General features: G+C 60.2%; 14 protein-coding genes and 1 pseudogene. 8 read left to right on the top strand and 7 right to left on the bottom strand.

Going from position 1 to position 17,519, the window contains the following annotated elements:
- Positions 1–38: 38 nt before the first annotated feature.
- The 3 genes from alaS to cckA all read right to left on the bottom strand — a co-directional run bounded on the left by alaS (position 39) and on the right by cckA (position 6,818).
- Positions 39–2,702, bottom strand: coding sequence for an alanine--tRNA ligase (alaS, locus tag GAO09_RS15025; protein WP_153354804.1), 2,664 nt, complete (start codon positions 2,700–2,702; stop codon positions 39–41).
- Between the two features lie 177 nt (positions 2,703–2,879).
- Positions 2,880–3,965, bottom strand: a complete 1,086-nt coding sequence (recA, locus tag GAO09_RS15020; RefSeq protein WP_153354803.1) for a recombinase RecA — start codon at positions 3,963–3,965, stop codon at positions 2,880–2,882.
- A 252-nt stretch (positions 3,966–4,217) separates the two neighbouring features.
- Positions 4,218–6,818, bottom strand: a complete 2,601-nt coding sequence (gene cckA / locus GAO09_RS15015; RefSeq protein WP_153354802.1) for a cell cycle histidine kinase CckA — start codon at positions 6,816–6,818, stop codon at positions 4,218–4,220.
- A 278-nt stretch (positions 6,819–7,096) separates the two neighbouring features.
- Here cckA and GAO09_RS15010 point away from each other — a divergent pair, with 278 nt between their 5' ends.
- Together GAO09_RS15010 and GAO09_RS30550 are read left to right on the top strand one after the other, a co-directional pair.
- A complete protein-coding gene (locus tag GAO09_RS15010; protein ID WP_153354801.1) occupies positions 7,097–8,500 on the top strand; it encodes a flagellar biosynthetic protein FliO in 1,404 nt (467 codons plus the stop codon).
- Between the two features lie 65 nt (positions 8,501–8,565).
- Positions 8,566–8,820, top strand: a pseudogene (locus GAO09_RS30550) (CPCC family cysteine-rich protein).
- Between the two features lie 118 nt (positions 8,821–8,938).
- On the opposite strand, the gene dksA reads toward GAO09_RS30550, so the two are convergent.
- Positions 8,939–9,358 (bottom strand): RNA polymerase-binding protein DksA, encoded by a 420-nt coding sequence (dksA, locus tag GAO09_RS15000; RefSeq protein WP_112733364.1) that lies wholly within the window; start codon positions 9,356–9,358, stop codon positions 8,939–8,941.
- Positions 9,359–9,625: 267 nt separating this feature from the next.
- On the opposite strand from dksA, the gene GAO09_RS14995 reads away from it, so the two are divergent.
- The 4 genes from GAO09_RS14995 (at position 9,626) to GAO09_RS14980 (ending at position 13,487) form a co-directional block, all read left to right on the top strand.
- Positions 9,626–10,117 carry a SixA phosphatase family protein gene (locus tag GAO09_RS14995; RefSeq protein ID WP_153354800.1) on the top strand — a complete coding sequence of 164 codons (492 nt, stop codon included), beginning with the start codon at positions 9,626–9,628 and terminating at the stop codon, positions 10,115–10,117.
- A 147-nt stretch (positions 10,118–10,264) separates the two neighbouring features.
- Complete coding sequence (locus GAO09_RS14990; protein WP_153354799.1) at positions 10,265–11,740, top strand: YcjX family GTP-binding protein; 1,476 nt, start codon at positions 10,265–10,267, stop codon at positions 11,738–11,740.
- On the top strand, positions 11,737–12,840 hold the full coding sequence (locus GAO09_RS14985) for a YcjF family protein (RefSeq protein ID WP_153354798.1): 1,104 nt from the start codon (positions 11,737–11,739) through the stop codon (positions 12,838–12,840). Before GAO09_RS14990 ends, GAO09_RS14985 begins: the two co-directional genes overlap by 4 nt.
- A gap of 92 nt (positions 12,841–12,932) precedes the next feature.
- A complete protein-coding gene (locus GAO09_RS14980; RefSeq protein ID WP_153354797.1) occupies positions 12,933–13,487 on the top strand; it encodes a hypothetical protein in 555 nt (184 codons plus the stop codon).
- On the opposite strand, the gene folK is transcribed toward GAO09_RS14980, so the two are convergent.
- Genes folK through folP form a run of 3 tightly spaced genes read right to left on the bottom strand, consistent with a single transcriptional unit; the run spans position 13,488 to position 15,260 of the window.
- Complete coding sequence (gene folK / locus GAO09_RS14975; RefSeq protein WP_153354796.1) at positions 13,488–14,024, bottom strand: 2-amino-4-hydroxy-6-hydroxymethyldihydropteridine diphosphokinase; 537 nt, start codon at positions 14,022–14,024, stop codon at positions 13,488–13,490. It lies immediately after the preceding gene.
- Entirely contained in the window at positions 13,993–14,358 is a 366-nt protein-coding gene (gene folB, locus GAO09_RS14970) for a dihydroneopterin aldolase (protein ID WP_153354795.1), read from the bottom strand. Before folB ends, folK begins: the two co-directional genes overlap by 32 nt.
- Positions 14,355–15,260 (bottom strand): dihydropteroate synthase, encoded by a 906-nt coding sequence (gene folP, locus GAO09_RS14965; RefSeq protein ID WP_235938158.1) that lies wholly within the window; start codon positions 15,258–15,260, stop codon positions 14,355–14,357. Before folP ends, folB begins: the two co-directional genes overlap by 4 nt.
- 167 nt (positions 15,261–15,427) lie before the next feature.
- On the opposite strand from folP, the gene GAO09_RS14960 reads away from it, so the two are divergent.
- Both GAO09_RS14960 and GAO09_RS14955 read left to right on the top strand, forming a co-directional pair.
- A complete protein-coding gene (locus tag GAO09_RS14960; RefSeq protein WP_235938194.1) occupies positions 15,428–16,003 on the top strand; it encodes a DUF922 domain-containing Zn-dependent protease in 576 nt (191 codons plus the stop codon).
- A gap of 250 nt (positions 16,004–16,253) precedes the next feature.
- Positions 16,254–17,507 carry an efflux RND transporter periplasmic adaptor subunit gene (locus tag GAO09_RS14955; protein WP_153354793.1) on the top strand — a complete coding sequence of 418 codons (1,254 nt, stop codon included), beginning with the start codon at positions 16,254–16,256 and terminating at the stop codon, positions 17,505–17,507.
- Positions 17,508–17,519: the final 12 nt, after the last annotated feature.

Raw genomic sequence — 17,519 nt, 5'->3', positions numbered from 1 at the left:
TTAAAGCGAAAAAGCGGGCCTTGCGGCCCGCTTTGTTCTTAGGCGCCGAGCGCTGCGGCCACGGCCTCAAGCGCTTCGTCGGCCTTGGCGCCATCCGGGCCACCGGCCTGCGCCATGTCCGGGCGACCGCCGCCACCCTTGCCGCCGAGCGCGGCAGAAGCAATGCGGACCAGATCGACGGCGCTGAAACGGCCGACCAGATCTTCGGTGACGGCGACGACGGCGCTGGCCTTGCCATCTTCCGACACGCCGATCAGCGTGACCACACCCGAACCGAGCGTGGCCTTGCCTTCATCCGCCAGACCCTTCAAATCCTTGGCGTCGATGCCGTTGAGCGTCTTGCCCATGAACTTGACGCCGGCAACATCGCGAATGTCGGAAGCGCCGTCACCCTGGCCGCCACCGCCCATGGCGAGGCGACGCTTGGCATCCGCCAGTTCCTTTTCGAGCTTGCGGCGCTCGTCAACCAGCGTTTCGACGCGGGAGAGAACCTCTGCCGGCTGCACCTTCAGAACGCCGGAGAGCGCCTTCATGCGGTCGTCCTGCTCGGCCAGATAAGCGCGCGCGCCTTCCGCCGTGACGGCCTCGATACGACGGACGCCTGCACCAACCGGGCTATCGGAGAGCACGCGGACGAGACCGATCTCGCCGGTATTTCCGACATGCGTGCCGCCGCAAAGTTCGACGGAATATGCCTTGCCGACCTTCGAACCTTCAATGCCACGGCCCATCGATACGACGCGCACTTCATCGCCATATTTTTCACCGAACAGCGCCATGGCGCCCTCGGCAATAGCGTCATCGACGCTCATCAGGCGGGTGGTGACCGGCGCGGTCTGCAGGATGATGGCGTTTGCCATATCCTCGACACGCTGCAGTTCTTCTGCCGAAATCGGCTTCGGATGCGAAACGTCGAAACGCAGGCGCTCTGGTGCCACCAGCGAGCCCTTCTGGGCGACGTGGGTGCCGAGCACTTCGCGCAGAGCTTCGTGCAGAAGGTGCGTGGCCGAGTGGTTGGCGCGCAGGCGCGAACGACGGGCGTGATCGACGGTCAAAGCGACAGCTTCGCCGACCTTGATCTCGCCTTCGGTGACGACAGCGATATGAACGAACAGGCCGGCACCCTTTTTCTGGGTGTCGCTGACCTCGACGGCAAAACCTTCGCCGCGGATGACGCCGGTATCGCCCATCTGACCGCCGGATTCGCCATAGAACGGCGTCTGGTTGACGATGACCTGTACCGTGTCGCCGGCCTTGGCGGTGTCGACCGACTTTCCGTCAGCCACGATCGCCAGAACCACGCCTTCGGCGGTCTCGGTGTCATAGCCGAGGAATTCGGTGGCGCCGAGCTTTTCCTTGAGTTCGAACCAGATGGTTTCAGTGGCCTTGTCGCCGGAACCCTGCCAGTGCGAACGGGCCTCGGCCTTCTGACGCTCCATGGCATCGGTGAAGCCGGCAATATCCACGCCGATTTCGCGGGCGCGAAGTGCGTCCTGCGTCAGGTCGAGCGGGAAACCATAGGTGTCGTAAAGCTTGAAGGCGGTTTCGCCGTCCAGCATGTCACCCTTGTGGAGCGTATTGGTGGCGTCCGACAGCAAGTTGAGGCCGCGCTCCAGCGTCTTGCGGAAACGGTTTTCTTCCAGCTTCAGCGTTTCGGAGATCAGCGGCTCGGCGCGAACCAGTTCCGGATAGGCGCGGCCCATCTGGGCAACCAGCGTCGGCAGCAGCTTGTACATCAGCGGCTCGCGTGCGCCCAAAAGTTCGGCATGGCGCATGGCGCGGCGCATGATGCGGCGCAGGACGTAACCACGGCCTTCGTTGGACGGCAGAACGCCATCGGCGATCAGGAAGGAAGCCGAACGCAGGTGATCGGCAATGACGCGGTGGCTGGCGCGACGATCACCCTCGGCCTTGACGCCGGTCGCTTCTTCCGATGCAGCGATCAGCGCGCGGAACAGGTCGATGTCATAGTTGTCGTGCTTGCCCTGCAGCAGAGCAGCGACGCGCTCCAGACCCATGCCGGTGTCGATCGACGGACGCGGCAGGTCGATGCGCTGTTCCTTGGTGATCTGTTCGTATTGCATGAAAACGAGATTCCAGATCTCGATGAACCGGTCACCATCCTCATCCGGCGAGCCCGGAGGGCCACCCCAGATATGATCACCATGGTCATAGAAGATTTCCGAGCACGGACCGCAGGGACCGGTATCGCCCATCGCCCAGAAATTGTCGCTGGTCGGAATGCGGATGATGCGGTCATCGGTCAGGCCGGCGATCTTCTTCCACAGGCCAAAGGCTTCGTCATCTGTGTGATAGACGGTGACCAGCAGACGCTTGGCATCGATGCCGAATTCCTTGGTGATCAGGTTCCAGGCAAGCTCGATGGCGTTTTCCTTGAAATAGTCGCCGAACGAAAAGTTGCCGAGCATTTCGAAGAAGGTGTGGTGACGGGCGGTATAACCGACATTGTCGAGGTCGTTATGCTTGCCGCCGGCACGCACGCATTTCTGCGCGGTGGTGGCGCGCGAATAAGGACGGCTTTCAAGACCGGTAAAAACGTTCTTGAACTGCACCATGCCAGCATTGGTGAACATCAGCGTCGGGTCGTTGCGCGGAACCAGCGGGCTCGACGATACGATCTCGTGGCCGTTTTTGCCAAAATAGTCGAGGAAGGTCGACCGGATTTCATTCACGCCGCTCATGCTACGCCCTTCATTGCCGCCCCCAAGGCGGTTCACAATCACCAGAAACCACCGGCTTTTATCGTCAGGGGCCTACCCTGTCCAGCCGCACAAAAGCAAACCGGCCGCACATCGGGTGATGGCGGCCGGTTTTATCAACATTCATTGCAAGCCCGCCACGCAGCAGGCCGTGATTTATCAGCTGTCGTCGCTGTCGCCATCATTGGCGTCAGGGCCGCCGTTCTGAAGGAACTTGTCGGCGATCAGGCCGGCGTTCTGGCGCAGAGACAGTTCGATCTCGTTCGCCAGTTCCGGATTCTCGCGCAGGAAGGTTTTGGCGTTTTCACGACCCTGACCGAGACGCTGGCTGTTATAGGAGAACCATGCACCGGACTTTTCGACGATGCCGGCCTTGACGCCGAGATCGACCAGTTCGCCGGTCTTGGAAACACCTTCGCCATACATGATGTCGAATTCGACCTGCTTGAAGGGAGGCGCCATCTTGTTCTTGACGACTTTGACGCGCGTCTGGTTGCCCACGACTTCTTCACGTTCCTTGACCTGGCCGATGCGGCGGATGTCGAGGCGAACGGAGGCGTAGAATTTCAGCGCGTTACCACCGGTCGTGGTTTCCGGCGAACCGAACATGACGCCGATCTTCATACGGATCTGATTGATGAAGATGACCATGGTCTTCGACTTGGAAATCGAAGCGGTCAGCTTGCGCAGTGCCTGGCTCATCAGACGGGCCTGAAGACCCGGCAGGCTGTCGCCCATGTCGCCTTCGATTTCGGCGCGCGGCGTCAGCGCCGCAACCGAGTCGACAACGAGAACGTCGACGGCGCCGGAGCGAACCAGCGTATCGGTGATTTCGAGCGCCTGTTCACCGGTATCCGGCTGAGAAATGAGGAGGTTCTGCAGGTCGACGCCGAGCTTGCGGGCATAAACCGGGTCGAGCGCGTGTTCAGCGTCCACGAAGGCGCAGATGCCGCCCTTCTTCTGGGCCTCGGCAATGGTCTGCAGCGCGAGCGTCGTTTTACCCGAGCTTTCAGGGCCATAGATTTCAACGATACGCCCCTTCGGCAAACCGCCAATACCAAGCGCGATGTCGAGGCTGAGCGAACCGGTCGATACGGTCTCGATCTCGACGATGCTGTCGTTCGAGCCGAGCTTCATGATCGAGCCCTTGCCGAACGAACGCTCGATCTGGGAGAGTGCCGCTTCCAGCGCCTTGCTTTTATCCACCGATTTTTCCTCTACAAGTCGCAAAGAATTCTGAGCCATGTGAACCACCCCTTTAGGTTATCGCCGCCACGCAATCAATGTTGTAACCGATGGCCAATTCGTACTCTTTTTGTTCTCGCTTGACAAGCAGGTACGATGCGATTGATTCAAATGCTGTTTTTCCCTTTGCGTTCCTTTAATGTTCTCAAACAGATAAGCTGTTCCTGTTTGTTCCTGAAACAGCGATTTTAGCGGCGGTCCATCGCCGTTTCATGTCATGTCGGACGGCTGATTCGCCACCCGTCGACAATCTCAGTCCTGCCGGTCGAGCATCTCCCGCACCGTCACCGCCAACTGCTTCAGCGAGAATGGCTTTGGCAGGAAACCGAACTTGGCATCTGCCGGCAGGTTCCGCGCAAAGGCGTCTTCCGCATAGCCCGATACGAAGATGAACTTCAGGTCCGGATAGTTCTTGCGCAATTCGCGCAGCAATGTCGGCCCGTCCATCTCCGGCATCACCACGTCGGACACGACGATATCGACCTTGCCTTCAAGCTCTTCCATGATCTCGAGTGCCTCAACGCCGGAGCCCGCCTCGTGCACGGTATAGCCGCGGGTTTCCAGCATGCGCTTGCCGCCACGTCGCACTGCCTCTTCGTCTTCGACGAGCAGAACAACAGCGGAGTTGCCGGTCAGATCAACATCGGCATTGGCAGCCTCGGCCTTGGGCGCAATGGCAACGGCTGCCACCGCATTTTCACCCTCGACCGGCGCTGCGACCGGCTCGGGAATGTGGCGCGGCAGGAAGATGCGGAACGTCGTGCCTGTGCCGACTTCCGATTCGGGATGGATATAGCCGCCCGACTGCTTGACGATGCCATAGACCATGGAAAGACCGAGACCGGTGCCCTTGCCCACTTCCTTGGTGGTGAAGAAGGGCTCAAAAATCTTGTCCATGATTTCGGGCGGAATGCCGGTGCCGTTATCGGCCACTTCCACCATCACCATGTCTTCTTCGGGCAGATCGGCACCGGCGTATGCACGCCCCTCTTCCGCCGTCACATTGCGTGTGCGGATGGTGATGCGACCGCCTTGCGGCATGGCATCGCGGGCGTTGACGCAGAGGTTGATCAGCACCTGCTCGAACTGCGACAGGTCGGTGCGAACAGGCCAGAGGTCGCGACCGTAATCGACATCGAGCTTGACGTTGGTACCGGAAATCAGGCGGTCCACCAGCATGCGCAGGTCACCGACGACATCGGTGAGGTTGAGCACGCTCGGGCGCATCGTCTGCTTGCGGGAGAAGGCCAGCAGCTGGCGCACCAGCACGGCGGCGCGGTTGGCGTTACGCTTGATTTCCATCAGGTCGGCAAAGCTGGCATCGGCCGGGCGCGCCTGCAAAAGCAGATGGTCGGAAGAGAGAAGGATAGCGGTCAGCACGTTGTTGAAATCGTGGGCGATACCGCCCGCCAACGTGCCGACGGCATTCATCTTCTGGGTCTGCGCCATCTGCGTCTCGAGCGCCTTCTGCTCGGTCGTCTCGAAAGCGTAGACAATGGCCACCTCTTCCGGCGCCTCGTCGCTTTCGTCGATCACGGCATTGACGAAGAAACGCACATAACGGTTTTCATCGCCCGGATGGCGGCTTTCGAGCGGTGCGATATCGCTCTGGCGGTCCTTGGCCTCGGCCAGCGCCTGCGTCAGCTGCGGCCGCACCGCTTCGTTGAAGATGGTTTCGAGCGGCGCACCGGCTTCCGCCTCGTCACGCGAGACGACACCGGCAAACAGTTTCAGGAATGGCGCATTGACCCTCAGAATCTTGCCGTTGCCATCGACCGAGGCGATTGCCATCGGCGTGTTGTTGAAGAAACGGGTGAAGCGCATGGCGGACGAAGACAGATCGGCCGCCTCGCCCTTCGGCCGTGCGAGGACGATGGTACGGCTTTCACCCGGCGCACCGTCGCGCGCGGTGCTGACACTGTGCACGAGCCGTGCCGGCAGGCTCTGGCCATTGGCGCGGCGCAGGTCGAGATCCAGCGTTTCCGTGCGTGTCTGGCCCGGTGTTGCCTGAACCGACTGGATCAGCGCCATGCCCTCGCCCGCCACGATATCCGTCATGGTGAGCGAACGCGGCACGAATTTGGTCAGATCGTAACCCAGCCATTCCGCCAGCGTCGCATTGAGATAGAAGACCTCGCCCTTGCGTCCGGCTGAGAAAAAGCCGGCCGGCGCGTGATCGAGGTAATCGATAGCGTTCTGGAGCTCGCGGAAAAAACGCTCCTGATCGTCACGTTCCGAGGTGATGTCGGTGATCTGCCATATGTCCAGCGGCTTGCGCGAGGAACCATTGGCGAGAAGCCGCGCCTTGAGACGATACCAGTGCGCACCTGAACCGTTGTTACCCGGCCGGCCAAGCGGCTTCAGCAGGCGGAATTCCTCATGCCCCTCGCGACCTTCGCGCAATGCGGTGGTCAGGCGGTAAAGCGCCTCGGTCGATTCGCGGTTTTTGGAAAGCAGCGTTTCCAACGACTGGGCCTGAGCGGCATTGGTGGCGCCGGTCAGCCGGCCATAGGCGGCGTTGGCGTAAATGATGCGGCCTTTCGAATCGGTAATCAGAATACCGTCCGGATGCCCGCCTAGAAAGCCCCGCGCCAGATCGTCGGAGCGCGATTGCGGCATCACCTCGACCAGACCGATAACCGAGGAAACCAGAAAGAAGATGCCGACCATGGCAAGAATGCCGAGCACGCCGAGCACGATCTCGCTGTCGAGCGATTCCTTGAAGACGACAAAGGAGATCGCCACCGCGATCAGAACCACGGCAAGGACGAGCAGCCGGATCACGGTTCCGCCGCGCGCTCCGTGTTCGACCAGCGGCGCGTCATTGTGGCCGCTCTGCTGCATCTTCGTCATTCACCCTCTCATGTCGGCCAAGCGCCGCACCCCGATAGTTGGTGCGGATCGGAATCGGTCGGCTGCCTCTTCATAGCAATTTGCGACACCGGCAAAAAGCTCGGAAAACACAGAAACCCGTTGAAGATCGCAGGGATGCGATTGCCGATCCTTGCATTCGAACCATATTCCTGTCCCATGGTTCTTCAATGTCACGGATATGGCGCGCATTTCGTTACCGTCATGATCCTGACACAGCCGGTTTCTAACGACGGCGTCCTATATCCAAGGAGTGGTTTATGCTTGACGAGATGCTGGGTACCTATGGCAGCAACCTTACCATCGCCGTGGTCGGTGTCGCCGCAGGTTTTCTCTGCCTTATCCTCGTGCTGTGGCTGATCCGCGGACGTGGTGGCCCCTCGCCCTTTTTGCGAGGCGGCAAAAATCGCCAGCCGCGTCTCCAGGTTCTGGATGCCGCCGCCGTCGACGCGCGACGTCGCCTCGTGCTGGTGCGCCGCGACGACGTCGAACACCTGATCATGATCGGCGGCCCAACGGATGTCGTGATAGAAAGCAGTATCGTTGATGGGCGCAGCCCGCCCTATCACACGATGATGAAGACGATTTCGGAACCGGAAAAAACGAGCATTGCGCCGGCTGAAGAGCCACGTCTGTCGGCTTCCGAAGACCGGTCGGTTGAATTTTCGGCACCCGCGCCTCGTGTCGTGGCATCAGCTGCGAAGGCTGAAAAGCCAGCTCCACAAAAGGAAAACACTGAAAGTTTCGCCTGGATCGGCTCGGAGGCGGTAGATGCTGCGCCGCCAGTCAAGCCAACTGAAGCCGCCGCGCCCGTTCAGCCGGTTGTGCCGAAGCCGGAAGCCGCCAAACCCGCCGATACGCCTGCCGTACCGATGCAGCCGGCTCCCCGCGCGGCCACAGCGGAACCAAAGGTCGCCGACATCGTATCACGGCTCGAATCGAGAATGGCCGAACCGCGTGCAGCAGAGCCCGCACGCGCCGCCGCTCCAAGTCCTGTCGTCGATTTCCCGACAATCGAGCCCCGCACCAGCGCAGCTGTTGCCGCTGCCCCTGCCCCTGCCCCTGTTGCGACAGCTTTTGCAACGGCAACGGCCGTTCCCATGCCCGAACCGGTGAACGAACCGCCTGTAAAAACCCAACGTGACCAGCCTTTGACTGTGGACGTCGAAACGCCCGGCAGAACGACTGAACCGCATTTCGACATCGATACACCCCGCTCTCGCGGCGAAGCTCCGTCGCTCGACAACGCGGTCGATCTACTTGAGGCAGCCCGCGAGCGCGTGTTCCAGCAGCCTCATGCGGAGATGCCCCCGGAAATGTCGGTTCAACCGCCTTCAGTGACACCGGCACCCGCTCAGCGGCCGACCGTCATGGCAACACAAACGCCAGCGGCTTCATTGCGTCCGCCGATTCATGCCACAGCTCCTGCAAAGCCGCTTGGTTCCGATTTCGAACGGATTCTTGAAGAGGAGATGGCCACCAACCTCGCCGGCGCCAACTCGGTCCCGCCAATCGGCCCCGCCACTCCAAACGGCCCCACAAGCCAGTTGCCGCGACGTGATCCCGGCATGCCGCGCGTCACCGGCGCAAGCCAAGAACCGGCAATGCAGAACGAGATTGCCCGCATTTTTGGTGAAATGTCGGTGACGAAAGATGACCGATGAGCATCACGATGCAAGCACCGCGCTTTCTCTGATGCCTGAAAGAGGCTTGTTTTAGGATTGCCTGGATGACCTTCCTTCCATGTGCGTGCTGCGGTCATCTCACAATTGGCAACAGGCTTCATTACGAAATCTGCCCGATTTGTTTCTGGGAATAGGATGGCGGCGGTTAAAAATACGGTGATGAAGCAAGCGGCCCCAACAGCATCTCACTTAATGACGCAAGAAGGAATTACCCGGAGTTCGGAGCCTGCGAAGCGAGGTTCATCAAGCATTTCCGCACAGCCAAATCTGAGGAACTACCTCAAAAATTCCAGCGATGACTGTGTCTGGCGTTGATCAGTCGTCATGCGGATCATCAAAAACAAAAGGCGCGGAAAAATCCGCGCCTTTTGTTATTCTGTCTGTCAGGCAGTGTTTTGTTTTTCACCGCCGTCACTGTCACTCGTCGCGATAAACCTTTTCGCGGCGCTCGTGGCGCTCTTGCGCCTCGATCGACAGGGTTGCGATCGGACGGGCGTCGAGACGCTTCAAGCCGATCGGCTCTCCGGTCTCCTCACAATATCCGTATGTGCCTTCGTCTATCCGCTGAAGAGCGGAATCGATTTTGGAAATCAGCTTGCGCTGACGGTCACGGGCACGCAGTTCAATAGCGCGATCGGTTTCGGAAGAGGCTCTGTCTGCTAGGTCTGGGTGGTTTGCGCTTTCTTCGGCCAGATGGCCCAGAGTTTCGCGCGCTTCTCTGAGGATGTCATTCTTCCAAGCGATCAACTTGGCCCGAAAGTAGGCCTTTTGTCGCACGTTCATGAACTCGTCTTCTTCCGAAAGGACGAAGCTGCTAAGATCGATCTTCTCACTCAACGCGATTTCTCCTGAAGAACAGAACTTATGCGGCGCTCTATATCCCTAGGGTGGAAGCGATTCAAGTCTGATGCGCGCCGTTAATGCATTTTTAAAACCGACACAAAAATCGGCTAAACGACTAATTTTAAAGCATTTACACAGATCGATTCGGAAAATACCCTTATCTGCCAACCCGCCACCAAACTGTGCATGACGGGCAGTTGACGCGGATCGCGACATGGCGTTACCCCTGATGTCCACGCGTTTTGACCGGCAGAGGCAGCCATGACGATCATCGAACCGCCCCCTTCGCGAATCTATCTCCTGCGTCACGCCCGTGCCGCTCAGGCACAATCCGGCCAGCGCGATTTTGATCGCGAATTGGACGATCGTGGTTATGGCGAGGCCGAACTTGTCTGTGAAAAGGCTGTGGATAAGGGCTATCGCCCCGATCTTATCCTGTCATCCACGGCCACGCGCTGCCGCCAGACGGCGGATGCCATGCACCGCGCCATGGCCGGTGAATGCATTTTGCAGGCGATCGACGAAATCTATAACGGCTCGTCCGAGACTTATCTGGCGCTTCTGGCGGGTCAGGCGCCCTCACCCTCCGTCATGCTGGTGGGCCACAACCCGACCATCGAGGAAACGCTGGATCGCCTGATCGGCCGCGAACAGCTGCGTTTGGCCATCCCGAGCGGTTATCCGACGGCGGGTTTTGCCGTTCTCGACCATGCCGGCGAAAACTGGATTTTGCGCGATTTCCTGATCGTCTGATAGAAGTGAGGATGGAGGCGGCCAAAAGCACCGATTTTCACATTCGCAAATCATCCGGCAGTCACCGTTCTTTCTTCCGGCACATGCCCTCCCTATATGCAGATCGGGCACCGACAATCCGGTGTCGCCAGCAATCGGGATCACGCCTTGCCGCCTTCTCTCACCAGTTTCACCGATGACGCCCGTATCGCTTTCGATACGCTGACGGATCGCGCCTCCGGCCTCGTCAATCCGACATTACGGCTGGGGGTTACCGGCCTTTCACGCGCCGGCAAGACGGTTTTCATCTCCTCGCTCGTCCACAATCTTCTGAATGGTGGCCGCCTGCCGCTGTTCGAGCCGGTGCGCTCCGGCCGCGTCTCCTCCATTCGCCTCGAACCGCAGCCGGACGATGCCATCCCGCGCTTCCAGTACGAGGATCATATTCAGGCGCTGGTACGCGAACGCATCTGGCCGGATTCGACGCGCGCCATTTCCGAGTTGCGCATTACGCTGGATTACCAGAGCGCCAGCGGCTGGAACCGGATGTTTTCACCGGGTCGCCTGTCGATCGATATCGTCGACTATCCCGGCGAATGGTTGCTCGACCTGCCCCTGCTGGCGCAGGACTACAAAACCTTTTCCGACAATGCGGTGACACTCGCCCAAAGCGGTGTGCGCGCGGAACTGGCGCGGGAATGGCTGGGGCTGGCCGCCAGCATCGACATGGAAGGCCCAGCTGACGAAATGACGGCTCGTCGGCTGTCGGAAAGTTTCGCCACCTATTTGAAAGCCTGCAAGTCCGACGAGCGTTCGCTCTCCACCCTGCCGCCCGGCCGTTTTCTCCTGCCCGGAGAACTCGACGGCTCACCGGCATTGACCTTTGCACCCATGCCGAATGTGCCGGACGCGCGGCCCGACAAAGGCTCGCTGCGGGCAATGATGGAACGCCGTTTCGAGGCCTATAAAAGCGTCGTCGTCAAACCTTTCTTCCGTGAGCATTTTGCACGCCTCGACCGCCAGATCGTGCTGATCGACGCGCTGCAAGCGGTCAATCGCGGCGCGGAAGCCGTGCAGGATCTGGAGCGCGCGCTTGCCGATGTGCTCGCCTGTTTCCGCCCCGGCACAAATTCCTTCCTGAGTTCGCTGCTCGGCCGCCGCATCGATCGAGTGCTGGTCGCAGCCACCAAGGCCGATCACCTGCATCACGAAAGCCACGATCGCCTGCAGGCCATCACCCGCCGCCTCGTCGACCGTGCCATCCATCGCATCGGCATGACCGGCGCCGGTATCGACGTCATGGCGCTCGCTTCGGTGCGCGCCACCCGTGAGGCGACCGTGCGCGAGGACGGGCAACTCGTTCCGGTTATTACCGGCACCCCGATGCAGGGTGAGCGCATTGGCGACGAAATCTTTGACGGGAATAAGAAAACAGCGATATTTCCCGGTGACTTGCCGGAGAGTCCGGAAGCGTTTTTCCGTGATATCGACGGTTCGGATGAGAAAACGGCTCTACCCGATCTGAATATCATACGTTTTCGCCCCCCATCAGTCGATGAGACCGGCGGCGGCATCGCTTTGTCCGTACCGCATATCCGCCTCGACCGCGCCATGCAGTTCCTGTTCGGAGACCGTCTCGCATGACCTCATCAGACGATCGGAACAATCGCCAAACAGCTCCCTCTTCGGAAACACCACGCCGTCGCCCCTCGGCCTACACCGTCGAGGGGGAGCGCGACACGCCACTCGCTGTCAGCCGTCCGCCACGCAGTTTCGACGACGGCTTTACCGCCACTGCCGATGCCGACGATCCATTTCTCGGCGTGGCTGAAGCCGACCCTGCCGACGTGCCGGTTGCATTGCCGCGCCGCCACGGCTTTTCTTTCGGCAAGCTCGCCGCCGGCGCCTTTGGTGTATTCGCCTCTTTCGCTTTCGGGCTTTGGGCAGACAGCGTCATCCGTGATCTTTTTTCCCGATCTGACTGGCTGGGCTATACCGCCATCGGCATTCTTTCCGTTGCCCTGGCCGCCCTCGCCATTGTCGTCCTCCGCGAAGTGCTGGGATTGATACGCATCGGTGCCGTGCAGTCTTTGAAAGCTGATGTCGTCGCCATCGAGACCGGCACCGATTCGGCGAACGGCGCCAAATCCGCCCGTGCGCTCGTTGCTCGCCTCACAACGATCCTGTCGCACCGCGCCGAAACCGCGCGTGGTCGCGCGGCCCTCGATGCGACAAAGGGCGAAATCATCGACGGCCCGCATTATCTCGGTCTCGCCGAACGCGAATTGATGACGCCGCTCGACCGCGAAGCACGCCTGTTAATTCTCGCGGCTTCCAAGCGCGTCTCGGTTGTCACCGCCATCAGCCCGCGCGCCGTGGTCGATCTCGCCTATGTGCTGTTCGAAGTCTCGCGTCTGGTTCGGGCCATGGCCGAATTGTATGGTGGCCGTCCCGGCACACTCGGCATGTTCCGGCTGCTGCGCGATGTGGTCGCCCACCTGGCCGTGACAGGTTCGATTGCGGTTGGCGACAGCATCGCCCAGCAGGTTCTAGGCCATGGTCTGGCAGCACGCCTTTCCACCCGACTCGGAGAGGGTGTGATCAACGGATTGCTCACCGCCCGCATCGGCATCGCCGCCATGGATCTTTGCCGCCCATTGCCTTTCCGTGCGCTGAAACGCCCGGGAATTGGGGATTTCATGGGCGATATCGTTGCAACCTCGAAACCCAAAGACCCGGTCTGACACAGCTTGCCTCAACCAAAAGAAACCACTCATTAACCATCCTCCGTTAATTTGCGGGCTCTACCAGTTGGCCTTTGCCAGGGATTTTTTGAATGGTTTCGCGCATCTTCTCGCTGTTCGGTGGCTTTGCCGTCGCCATCTCCGTCGCCACGGTCGCGATGGCTCCTGAGGCTGACGCCGCTTCGCGCGATCAGGTCTTTTTCGAAAGCGCCGCGGGTAGCTGGAAAGGTCCTGGTGAAATCGTCGCCGGCAAATACAAGGGCACCAAGTTCACCTGCAATCTGATCGGTGAAGCCACCAACGATGGCGATGCAGGCCTGAAACTCGACGGCACCTGCCGCGTCGGCGTCTTCAAGCAGCCGATGAACGCCACCATCATCAAGACTGCCAAGGGTTACACCGGCAAGTTTCTCGATGGCGCCGAGGGCAAGGGCCTCGACATCACCACCGGCTCGCTCAATGGCGAACGCATCGTTCTCGGCATCAATCGCGCCAAGCTCAATGGTGCCATGGTCGCCAGCATGAAAAGCGATAACGATATGAACATCACCATTTCGGTGAAGGTGGAAGAGCAGATGATCCCGGTCATCGGCATGACTCTCACCCGCGACCTCGACCAGATGGCCGTCGGCTCGATCAAGAAATGATCATCTCCACCAGTCGCGGTTTTCGTCCGCGACGGTGATACCATCGGCATTCACAAGGGCAAGCCAGGATGACACCGGCCTGCCCTTTACCATGAGATCGGCCGCGATATCGGCCAGCGGCATCAGCACGAAGGCACGTTCCGTCATGCGTGGATGCGGCAGTTGCAACGGCTGCGTATCGCGCTCGACATCGCCATAGGTCAACACATCGATATCGATGGTGCGCGGACCCCAGCGCTCCAGCCTTTCCCGCTTCATGCCTTTTTCGATTGAAAGACCGGTTGCAAGCAGATCCTCCGCCGCAAGCGTGGTATCGATCAATGCGCAGCAATTGAAAAAATCCGCCTGATCGGTCCTGCCCCAAGGTGGGGTCACGTAGAGTTTCGACACGGCGAGCACACGGCAATCACCGCGACCGTCCAGCAAGCGCAGGGCCTCCGCCATCGCCTCTTTCGGATCACCTATATTGCCACCGAGCCCGAGTGTTGCGCTCGTCCACACAGCATCAGGGGCGGTGCTCAATACGCACCTCCACATAATCGAGAATGCCGGGGATCGGCACGCTCGGCTTGCGCACGGCAATTGCGGCGCGCCTGATCTGCGGAAAACGTTTGCAGAGCGCCAGCGCGATATCGCGCGCTAAGGCCTCGATCAGATAACGGCGCTGACCGGTCACCACCTCCTCGATCACCTCGAAGGCAATACCGTAATGAACGGTGTCGTCGATCTGGTCGCTCTGTAGCGCCTCGCCGCCCTCGACCTCCAGTTCGGCATCGACAAAGAAACGCTGGCCGAGCCTTTCTTCCTCGCTCAGCACACCATGGCGCGCAAAAAACGAACAGTTCTTCAGATAGATCGTATAGAGCGTCATGACCTTGTCTCCGCGCCAACCCGGCTTCCGGTATTTTGTGCCGAAAGGATCGCATCCGCCACGCGGAGCGCATCGCGATTGGCAGCCACGTTATGAACCCTGAAAACATGCGCACCCGCGAGCCTCAAAACGGCGGTTGTCGCCGCGGTTCCGACATCGCGCTCATCGGCGCGTTCGCGGCCGGTCATGGTACCGATGAAACGTTTGCGAGACGTGCCGATCAGAAACGGTAGTTCCAGTGCATGCAGCTCGGCAAAGCGCGCCATCAGTTCCGTTTCCTCTTCACGAGACTTGGCAAAACCAAAACCCGGATCGAGCATGATCGCGTTTCTGTTGACACCGGCGGCCTCGGCAGTTGCCAGCGCCTTTGTGAAGAACCGAAATTGATCGTCGATAACATCCGGCCGTTTTTCCGCCTCGCGACCGCGCCCCGTATGCATGATGCAAAGCCCTGCCCCGGTTTCGGCTGCAATGTCGGCAATCGAGGGATCGTAGCTCAAGCCATACACGTCGTTGATGATATGCGCGCCTGCCGCTATCGCCGCACGCGCCGTCCCACCGCGATAGGTGTCGATGGAAATCAGCACATCCGTCTCGGCGGCGAGCCGTTCGATCACCGGCAGCACGCGGCTCTTTTCCTCCGCCTCGCTGACGGGCTCGGCTCCCGGCCGCGTCGATTCCCCGCCGATATCGATAATGGTTGCACCCTCGGCGATACATGCCTTCGCATGCGCCACCGCCTCCTCGATGCTGTCATGCCGCCCGCCATCGGAAAAACTGTCCGGCGTGACGTTTACGATCGCCATCAGATGGCCACCGGCATCCAGATCCAGCGATCGACCAGAGCCGACCTGCCATACGCTATTGCCGGAAACGCTGTTGCCGAGGAGACTCACGGTCATCCCAATCCTTGCTTTTTGCACGTGAAATTGCGCAGCTTCTGTTGCGCTTGGCAGGGCTATGCCCCAAGCTTTGCCCCAGTTCAATCTGCCAGCACCCGAGAATACCATTGATGCGCAGCTTTCGCCGTTCGCCCCGGGTGCCAATTCCGAAAACAGTCACGACCCTGATGCTCCTCCTAGGCCTGACGGCACCGCTTGCCGCGCAGCCTGTCGTCAGCAAAACCTATTCCTACTTTTCCATCGGCGGCAAGACGGCTGAAGAGCTCGATTCGGAACTCGAACGTCGCGGCCCTCTCACCCGCCACACCGGTGCACGACACCCGGGCGCCACGGAAATCAAGTTCGGCGGCGAAGTCAGTTATGTAGAGCGCGGCGGCCGCTGCTCCATCGGTGCCGTCAAGGTCACGGTACGCACTCACATCATCCTGCCGCGCTGGCGCAATCGCGGTGCAGCCACGGGAAATCTGGCCCGTATCTGGGATGCTCTTTCGGCCGATATCAAACGCCATGAGGAACGCCACGCCGAGATTGCCCGCACCCACGCTCGCAGTCTGGAGGCTAGGCTGCTGGCCATCCGCCCGGCAAACAATTGCGATATTCTGGAAGCGCGCGTGGGCGACATCAGCCGTGATGCGATCGAGGCGCATGACCGCGAACAAATTCGCTTCGACATGGTAGAATCGAAGAATTTCGACACGCGGATTATGCGCATCCTGAAGAATCGCAGCGTATCGGCGAACTGAACGTCCTCTGCATTCCCTGAAATACACTCCCCTATCGTTCACGATTCTCCGCGCAACTTCGTCGCAGTGGAACCGACACCCCATGTTCGACGTTGCGTCGCCACCATCCGGCGAGCACACAATTCGACAAGCCTGATTCGGCTCTTCGGAGGCCGGAAACTTAACATCACGCAAATGTTGCCTTGCAGCAATTTTACATACAGACTAACACGTATGTAAAATTGCCGTCTTTGGGTCCATGGGGTTCTCTATGCGAATGAAACTGCCCGTCGCTGGTCTGTTGATTGCCAGCCTGTCCGTCCTTGCCGCCTGCCAGAAGGAAGATCAGGCGGCTGGAGCGCCCCCTGCCCGTCCGCCGTCTGCTGTCGGCGTCATCACCGTTCAGCCGGAAACGCTGCCGATCAACAGCGAACTGCCGGGCCGTATCGCCCCGACACGGCTTGCCGAAGTGCGCCCGCGCATTTCCGGCATCATCGTCGAGCGCGTGTTCGAACAGGGCTCGCTCGTCAAGGAAGGCGATGTACTTTACCGCATCGACCCGGCGCCGTTTCAGGTCGAGCTCGACCGTGCCGAAGCAACTTTGCGCAGCGCCGAAGCCCAGCAGTTGCAGGCCCGCCAGACAGCTGACCGCCAGACCCAGCTAAGCAAATCGAATGTCGCTTCCCGCGCCGAATTCGACACCGCCGTCGCGCAGCTTGCACAGTCTGACGCTCAGGTTCAGGTGGCTCGTGCCGGCGTCGCGTCGGCAAAACTCAGCCTGCAATATGCCAATGTCACTGCGCCGATTTCCGGTCGCATCGGCCGCGCGCTGATCACCGAAGGTGCGCTGGTCAGCGCCACCGGCTCGGAAAACCTCGCCACCATCCAGCAGCTCGACCCGATCTATGCCGACTTCACCCAGCCGGCTGCCGATCTCGTTCGCTTGCGCCGCGCTCTTCAGAACGGCAAGCTGATGACCGGCCCGAATGAGGCCAAGGCACAACTGATGCTGGACGACGGTACAAAGTATCCGCAGGAAGGCCGCCTTCTGTTCTCAGAAGCTGCGGTTGACGAGACCACCGGTCAGGTCACCATGCGTGGCGAATTCCCCAATCCGGATGGCGACCTTCTGCCAGGCATGTATGTTCGTGTTTCGATCGAGCAGGGTCTGGAGCGCGACACGTTTGCGGTTCCGCAGCAGGCCATCCAGCGTGATGCCGGCGGCAAGGCCAGCCTTCTCGTCGTTGGCGCGGAAGACAAGGTCGAGCAGCGCCAGGTTACTGTCGGTCGTGCACTTGGTGACCGCTGGGTCATTCCGCAGGGTCTGAAGGCTGGTGATCGCGTCATCGTCGACGGTTTCCAGAAGACCGGCGCTGGCGCCACCGTCAAGCCGCAGCCATGGTCGCCGGAAAAGCCCGCGACTGAACAGACTGCGGACGGTGCCAATCAGGGCGACGCTGCCAAGTCTGATAACGCTGAAAAGCCCGACAACGCCGAAAAGCCGGCCGAGCCCGCCAAGCAGTAAGGATCCCGTTTC

The sequence above is a fragment of the Endobacterium cereale genome, from assembly GCF_009617585.1.
Taxonomy (GTDB): domain Bacteria; phylum Pseudomonadota; class Alphaproteobacteria; order Rhizobiales; family Rhizobiaceae; genus Neorhizobium; species Neorhizobium cereale.
Note: the sequence above shows the minus strand (reverse complement) of the source record. Positions and strands in the feature narration are given on the sequence as shown.

Excerpts from the sequence above, each read along its gene's own strand:
- alaS (WP_153354804.1), bottom strand. The coding sequence starts at position 2,702 with ATGAGCGGCGTGAATGAAATCCGGTCGACCTTCCTCGACTATTTTGGC.
- recA (WP_153354803.1), bottom strand. The coding sequence starts at position 3,965 with ATGGCTCAGAATTCTTTGCGACTTGTAGAGGAAAAATCGGTGGATAAA.
- cckA (WP_153354802.1), bottom strand. The coding sequence starts at position 6,818 with ATGACGAAGATGCAGCAGAGCGGCCACAATGACGCGCCGCTGGTCGAA.
- GAO09_RS15010 (WP_153354801.1), top strand. The coding sequence starts at position 7,097 with ATGCTTGACGAGATGCTGGGTACCTATGGCAGCAACCTTACCATCGCC.
- GAO09_RS14995 (WP_153354800.1), top strand. The coding sequence starts at position 9,626 with ATGACGATCATCGAACCGCCCCCTTCGCGAATCTATCTCCTGCGTCAC.
- GAO09_RS14985 (WP_153354798.1), top strand. The coding sequence starts at position 11,737 with ATGACCTCATCAGACGATCGGAACAATCGCCAAACAGCTCCCTCTTCG.
- GAO09_RS14980 (WP_153354797.1), top strand. The coding sequence starts at position 12,933 with ATGGTTTCGCGCATCTTCTCGCTGTTCGGTGGCTTTGCCGTCGCCATC.
- folK (WP_153354796.1), bottom strand. The coding sequence starts at position 14,024 with ATGTGGAGGTGCGTATTGAGCACCGCCCCTGATGCTGTGTGGACGAGC.
- folB (WP_153354795.1), bottom strand. The coding sequence starts at position 14,358 with ATGACGCTCTATACGATCTATCTGAAGAACTGTTCGTTTTTTGCGCGC.
- folP (WP_235938158.1), bottom strand. The coding sequence starts at position 15,260 with ATGACCGTGAGTCTCCTCGGCAACAGCGTTTCCGGCAATAGCGTATGG.
- GAO09_RS14960 (WP_235938194.1), top strand. The coding sequence starts at position 15,428 with ATGCTCCTCCTAGGCCTGACGGCACCGCTTGCCGCGCAGCCTGTCGTC.
- GAO09_RS14955 (WP_153354793.1), top strand. The coding sequence starts at position 16,254 with ATGCGAATGAAACTGCCCGTCGCTGGTCTGTTGATTGCCAGCCTGTCC.